Origin of the sequence: Pseudomonas brassicacearum (genome assembly GCF_918698105.1) — a bacterium.
GTDB lineage: Bacteria > Pseudomonadota > Gammaproteobacteria > Pseudomonadales > Pseudomonadaceae > Aquipseudomonas > Aquipseudomonas brassicacearum_F.
The window spans coordinates 1-4327 of sequence record NZ_CAKKMI010000150.1; the positions used below are offsets into that span (position 1 = coordinate 1).

General features: G+C 64.0%; 5 protein-coding genes. 2 read left to right on the top strand and 3 right to left on the bottom strand.

Translation table 11 applies throughout. From position 1 onward, the window contains the following. Positions 1-81 precede the first annotated feature (81 nt). The 3 genes from LQ215_RS29260 to LQ215_RS29270 form a co-directional block, all read right to left on the bottom strand. The gene (locus LQ215_RS29260; RefSeq protein ID WP_079303741.1) at positions 82-393 is read right to left on the bottom strand and encodes an amidase; all 312 of its coding nucleotides are present in this window, start codon (positions 391-393) and stop codon (positions 82-84) included. Further along, positions 390-1484, bottom strand: a complete 1095-nt coding sequence (locus LQ215_RS29265; RefSeq protein ID WP_230153714.1) for a serine hydrolase domain-containing protein — start codon at positions 1482-1484, stop codon at positions 390-392. Before LQ215_RS29265 ends, LQ215_RS29260 begins: the two co-directional genes overlap by 4 nt. A 183-nt stretch (positions 1485-1667) precedes the next feature. After that, on the bottom strand, positions 1668-2540 hold the full coding sequence (locus LQ215_RS29270) for an acyl-CoA dehydrogenase family protein (protein ID WP_230153715.1): 873 nt from the start codon (positions 2538-2540) through the stop codon (positions 1668-1670). Between the two features lie 144 nt (positions 2541-2684). On the opposite strand from LQ215_RS29270, the gene olsB reads away from it, so the two are divergent. Both olsB and LQ215_RS29280 read left to right on the top strand, forming a co-directional pair. After that, positions 2685-3440, top strand: coding sequence for an L-ornithine N(alpha)-acyltransferase (gene olsB / locus LQ215_RS29275; protein ID WP_003198679.1), 756 nt, complete (start codon positions 2685-2687; stop codon positions 3438-3440). Further along, positions 3440-4234 carry a lysophospholipid acyltransferase family protein gene (locus LQ215_RS29280; protein ID WP_230153716.1) on the top strand — a complete coding sequence of 265 codons (795 nt, stop codon included), beginning with the start codon at positions 3440-3442 and terminating at the stop codon, positions 4232-4234. The genes olsB and LQ215_RS29280 overlap by 1 nt, the downstream gene beginning before the upstream one ends. The last annotated feature ends 93 nt before the right edge of the window (positions 4235-4327 follow it).

A 4327-nucleotide genomic window follows, 5' to 3' on the forward strand; every position in this document is an offset into this window, starting at 1 on the left:
GCCTTGCTCCCACATTAGGATCGGCGTCAGGCTTTGCTCCCACACTAGGATCGGCGTCAGGCCTTGTTCCCAACAGTTAGCTCAGGGTTCCAACCGACACCCCTGCCGCTCCCCCAGCCATTGCGCACTGTTGCTGCGCCCCAATCCACTGACGGTGACGCGCTTGGCTTCAACGGTCTCGAGAAAATCGCTGATGGGCACCGACTGCTTCACATAGCCACGGCAGTAGTCCGCCGATTGCTCCATCACGTAGCGGCACGAGCAGTACTCCTTGGCGGTGTAGGCACTGATGATGTCGGGAAAAGCCCGCAATGCCACCCGCTCCAGCCAGACCCAACTGAACAGGGCGATGAGCAGCATCGACAACAGGGTGAGCAACACTTTGCGCTTCATGGCTGCACCGTCCCGGCGAACGCCGCCATGGCGCGCTTGAGCAGTTCGTTATGGCGATAGCTGCCGTCGCGGTCGTCGCCGTAGCGCACGATCACCAGTTTGGCGCTGGGGATGACGTACAGCGCCTGGCCCCAATGGCCCAGCGCGGCAAAGGTATCCGGCGGCGCATCGGGCCAGGGGTGGATTGCCGGATCGGTGGCGCGGTTGAGCCACCAATGCCCGCCGGGCACGGCTTCGTCCTGGCCGGCCTGGAAGTGGGCAAAAGGCTGGCGATTGAACGCGACCCACGCCTTGGGGACCAGTTGCCGTTCGCCCCAGCGACCGTCCCGTTGCATCAACAACCCGACACGCGCCAGGTCTCGCGCGGTGAGGTAGGCATAGGACGAACCGACGAACGTGCCGCTGGCATCGGTTTCCCAGGTGGCGTGGTGGATGCCCAGAGGTTCGAACAAGGACGTCCAGGGGTAGTCGGGGTAGCGCGCCGGGCCGACGATGGTTTTCAAGGCCGCCGCCAGCAAGTTGCTGTCACCGCTGGAATAACGAAACGCCTGCCCCGGCGGGCTGAAGCGTTCATGCTGCGCAGTGAACGCCGCCATGTCATGACGCCCACGGGTATAAAGCATCGCCACCACCGAAGAGTTGAGCGGCGCGTATTCGTAGTCTTCCTGCCAGTCCAGGCCTGAGGCCCAGTGGAAAAGATCGGCCAGGGTCAGGCCCGGGTGCCGGCTCAGTGGCGGGTAGTACTTGGCGGCTGGGTCTTGCAGGCCAAATCGTTTTTCACCGTAGGCCACGCCAAACACCGTCGCCAGCAGGCTTTTGCTGATGGACCAGGTCAGGTGCGGGGTCTGGGCAGTGGTCGGGCCGGCGTAGCGTTCGTAGACCAGCCGACCGTCCTGGATCACCAGCAGCGCGTCGGTGCGGATGCCCTCGCGGCTCGCATCGTCCCGGGGTGGGAAGGCGTATTGCTCCAGGGCTTCGATGGCTGGCCCGCTCGGGGTCGGGCCACTTGGCCATTGCTCGCCGGGCCAGTCTTCGGCGTGGGCGCTCAGGTTGAGCAACAGCAGCGGGAACAGGAACCAGCCTTTGGACATGCTTGGGGCTCGCAGGATTGAACCTTCAGAGCCTATTCAGACTTGATGACAGTTTCGAGGCTTGTGTGGTCCCCTGTGGGAGCGAGCTTGCTCGCGATAGCTGTTTTTCAGTCGCCATATGCTTAGCTGACACTCCGCTATCGCGAGCAAGCTCGCTCCCACAGGGGTCAGTCGCTTGAAGGACTAACCCAACGCCTTGGCCAACCGCTTGGCCCGCGCCCCCGCACCGATCTCCATCACCGCTTTATCCCGCGTCCACATCTCGCGCCACGCTGCAGGCCCGGCGTTCAACGCAGCGTTCAGTTCGCCATCGAGCCCCTGGAATTGAGCGAACAACCCGCCCAGCAGCACATGCCCGGCCGCGCTGGAAAGGTTATGCCGACTCACCTCCGCGCAACCGGCGAGCAACGCCAGCAGGCGCAATTGCAAGGCCTGGGGCCAGGCAGATTCCTGCCCGACACCATACAACCAGGCGGTCATCGCGCTGAGCACATAAAGGTCTTCCAGGGTGCGGAACGGTTTGACGTAGGCGTCCCAACCGTCGCCCGCCAGCAACTCGCACAACGCGCCGTCGAGCAGGACGCGGCCATGGCTGATGTCCGGCATCAGCGCAATGGCAGGCAGTTTTTCCAGGGTCACGCCGGGCTCGCCCGCATAGGCCACTGCCAGGTTCAGCCGTGGCGTTTCACCGGGTGCCTCGCAGCGAGCGGCAATCAGCAGCCACTCGGCGGCGTCGCCGGCGGTGACGAAGTCCTTGCGTCCGCTCAGGCGCAAGTCGTCGAGGCGGGTTTGCATGTCCGCCGGGCGCAGGCTGCGCTGTTCGGTGGCACACAAGGCGCCGAGGCTCTGGGGCGCGCTGGGCCAAAGCACCCGCAGCGCCGCCTGATACCCCACCAGGAAGGCCAGCCCCGGTGTCGCCATCAACCGCGCCCCGGTGACGGCCAGTTCGAACGGTGTCACCGGCCCCAAGCGTTGCAACAACGCTGAATATCCTTCGGCCAGGTCCGCATGGGCGGGCAGGCGCTCGCCGCGTTCGATCAGGGTGTGCCAGGGCATAAGAGGCTCCTTGAGGGCTGTCACATAAGCATCACCAAAGCTTCATGGCGATGACACCGGGGCTACATAGCCTGACTTTGCACAACATGGCTGCATAAAGAAAGTCGACAGGCTGCAACTGAACAGCCCGCACGGAGATTCGCTATGACCCAGATCGCCCGCATCAGCGACACCGGCAATGAACGCCGCCTGCAAGCCGAACGCCTGATCGGCGCCCAAGCCTTGCAAGAAGCACAGGCCCTGCGTTTCAACGTCTTCAGCGGCGAATTCAACGCCAAGCTCAAGGGCGCGGAAATGGGTCTGGACATGGATGACTATGATGTTCACTGCGCCCACATCGGCGTACGCGACCTGAACACCGGCCGCCTCGTGGCGACCACTCGCCTGCTCGACCACCAGGCCGCCAGCAGCCTGGGCCGGTTCTACAGCGAAGAAGAATTCAGCCTCCACGGCCTGGTCCATCTCAAGGGTCCGATCCTGGAAATCGGCCGTACCTGCGTCGACCCGGCCTACCGCAACGGCGGCACCATCGCGGTACTCTGGGGCGAACTGGCCGAAGTCCTGAACGAAGGCGGCTACAGCTACCTGATGGGCTGCGCGAGCATTCCGATGCAGGACGGCGGTATCCAGGCCCAGGCGATCATGCAGCGCCTGCGCGAACGCTACCTGTGCACCGAACATCTGCAAGCCGTACCGAAAAAACCCTTGCCGACCCTGGACGTGCCGTCCAACGTCATCGCCGAGATGCCACCGCTGCTCAAGGCCTACATGCGCCTGGGCGCGAAGATTTGCGGCGAGCCGTGCTGGGACGAGGACTTCCAGGTGGCCGACGTGTTCATCCTGCTCAAGCGCGACGAACTCTGCCCGCGCTACGCCCGCCACTTCAAGGCAGCGGTCTGATGAGCCGGCTGCGGGTGTACGCGCGAATCGCGCGAGTATTGCTGGTGGTGGCGCTGGGCCTGAGTATGGCCAGCGTGTTCGGCCTGTTCGAACGTGCAGGAATCGCCAACTCGATGGTCCGTCGCCAGCGCTGGTCGCGGTTCTTCATGGCACGGCTGAGCCGTGCCCTGCCCTTTTCAGTCACCGTCCACGGTCAACTGCCGCAACGGCCGATGCTGTGGGTCAGCAACCACGTGTCCTGGACCGACATCCCATTGCTGGGCATGCTCACGCCGCTGTCGTTCCTGTCCAAGGCCGAAGTGCGCACCTGGCCGGTCGCCGGATGGCTGGCCGCCAAGGCCGGCAGCCTGTTTATCCGGCGCGGTTCGGGTGACAGCCAATTGATCCGCAAGCAAATGAGCCGTCACCTGGAACAGGCCCATCCGCTGCTGATGTTCCCGGAAGGCACCACCACCGATGGCCGCACCCTGCGCACCTTCCACGGCCGCTTGTTGTCGGCGGCCATCGACGCCGATGTCGCGCTGCAGCCAGTGGCGATCCGTTACCTGCGCAACGGTGAACCGGATTCGCTGGCGCCGTTCATTGGCGATGATGATTTGCTGTCGCACCTGATGCGCTTGTTTGCCAATGATCGGGGCGAGGTGGAAATCCATCTGCTGGAACCGATCGCCTGCCACGGCCAGGAACGCGCGGCACTGGCCTTCCAGGCGCAGCAGGCGGTGCACAAGGCGTTGTTTGGGACAATTCCCGAGAAACAGCAAGCGCCGATGCGGCCTGCTGCGATTGCGGCCTGATTCGGATCGCTACGCAGCCCCCTTGTGGGAGCGAGCTTGCTCGCGATAGCGGCTTAACATTCAGCAGATGTGCTGGCTGATACACCGCTATCG

Bases quoted from the DNA above. Each gene is read 5' to 3' on its own strand.
- LQ215_RS29265 (WP_230153714.1), bottom strand. From the start codon at position 1,484: ATGTCCAAAGGCTGGTTCCTGTTCCCGCTGCTGTTGCTCAACCTGAGC.
- LQ215_RS29280 (WP_230153716.1), top strand. From the start codon at position 3,440: ATGAGCCGGCTGCGGGTGTACGCGCGAATCGCGCGAGTATTGCTGGTG.
- LQ215_RS29260 (WP_079303741.1), bottom strand. From the start codon at position 393: ATGAAGCGCAAAGTGTTGCTCACCCTGTTGTCGATGCTGCTCATCGCC.
- LQ215_RS29270 (WP_230153715.1), bottom strand. From the start codon at position 2,540: ATGCCCTGGCACACCCTGATCGAACGCGGCGAGCGCCTGCCCGCCCAT.
- olsB (WP_003198679.1), top strand. From the start codon at position 2,685: ATGACCCAGATCGCCCGCATCAGCGACACCGGCAATGAACGCCGCCTG.